Below are 1375 nucleotides of genomic sequence, written 5' to 3' on the forward strand. Positions count from 1 at the left end.
AGCCTCAGCTCTGTCTCCGCGCCTGCGCCGCTCGTGGACGGCCGGCTCAGGGCCGCCGCTGGGCCCAGGCCGCGAGGGCGCGGCCGACGTCCCGGATGGCGTGCACGGCGGCCCGCTCCGTGCTGGGCCCGAGCGCCACGTCCCAGTGCGCGATGACCGCGTAGGCCACCCGCCGGGCGCCGACGATGACGCCCGCGTCGGCCCGCACGCCGGTGTCCGTACCGGTCTTGTCGGCCACCAGCAGCCGGCCGGGCAGCGGCTCGGGGAAGCCGGGCGCGTACGGATCGTGGTCGATCAGCGCGGGGACCAGCCCGTGGTCGGTGTTGGCGCGCATCCAGCCGAGCAGTCGGGCCGAGGCGGCCGGGCCGGCCATGGTGCCGCGGACCGCGAGGGCCACCAGGCGGGCCAGGCCGCGGGCGGTGCCGGTGGCGAAGACCGGCGGGACGTCCGGCCCGCGTTCGTCGCGCACCCGGTCGTGCAGGGTGAGGTGCTCCAGCCCGAGGTCGCGCGCCAGCCGCTCGGTGGCGGGCAGCCCGACCAGGCGCAGCAGCGCGTTGGTGGCGGTGTTGTCGCTGACCGCGGCGGTCAGCCAGGCCAGGTCCTCGACCGTCCAGCCGGGGCGGCTGAGCCGGGCGAGCAGGCCGGTGCCGCCGGTGACGTCCTCGGGGAGGATCTCCACCGGCTGCCCGGCCGCCAGCTCCCCGCCGTCCAGCCGCCGGGCGACCTCGGCCAGCAGCAGCAGCTTGGCGGCGCTGGCGACGGGCAGCACGACGGTGTCGTCCACCCCGACCGACGCTCCCGCGCCCTCGGCGTCCACGTCGATGGCCGCGACGGACAGGGTCAGCGGGAGCGCCGCCGAGCTGCGCGCGGCGGCCGCCACCTGGGCGAGACTCATCGGACCCGCACCACCTCTCCGGCCCGGCTCGCGGTCGGCCGGCCGTCGCGCACCGCGATCCGCCCGGCCACCACGACGGTCTGCACGCCGGCCGGCGGCAGCAGCGGCCGCTCGAAGGTCGCGCCGTCCAGGACGGTCGCCGGGTCGAGCACCACCAGGTCCGCGACGGCGCCGTCCCGGACCACCCCGCGCCCGGCCAGCCGGAACCGCCCGGCGGGCAGGCCGGTCATCTTGTGCACCGCGAGCTCCAGCGGCAGCAGGCCCTGCTCGCGGCCGTAGTGGCCGAGCACCCGGGCGAAGCTGCCCGCCCAACGGGGGTGCGGGCGACCGGGTTTGGGCACGCCGTCCGAGCCGATCATGGACAGCGGGCTGGCCAGCACCCGGCGGACGTCGTCCTCGCGCATCGAGTGGCTGATGATGGTCACCTCGCCCTGCGCCTCCAGCAGCAGATCGCAGACGTAGTCCACCGGGTCCGCGCCG

2 protein-coding genes are annotated in these 1375 nt (G+C 77.7%); both read right to left on the bottom strand.

The genetic code is table 11. From position 1 onward, the window contains the following. Nucleotides 1-46: 46 nt before the first annotated feature. Nucleotides 47-895 carry a serine hydrolase gene (locus tag ACFRMQ_RS26225; RefSeq protein WP_380733091.1) on the bottom strand — a complete coding sequence of 283 codons (849 nt, stop codon included), beginning with the start codon at nt 893-895 and terminating at the stop codon, nt 47-49. Further along, nucleotides 892-1375 (bottom strand): amidohydrolase family protein (locus tag ACFRMQ_RS26230; protein ID WP_380733092.1); only part of this gene is annotated, 484 nt, incomplete at its 5' end. The genes ACFRMQ_RS26230 and ACFRMQ_RS26225, both read right to left, overlap by 4 nt.

This window comes from Kitasatospora sp. NPDC056783 (assembly GCF_042789895.1).
GTDB lineage: Bacteria > Actinomycetota > Actinomycetes > Streptomycetales > Streptomycetaceae > Kitasatospora.

Excerpts from the sequence above, each read along its gene's own strand:
- ACFRMQ_RS26225 (WP_380733091.1), bottom strand. The coding sequence starts at position 895 with ATGAGTCTCGCCCAGGTGGCGGCCGCCGCGCGCAGCTCGGCGGCGCTC.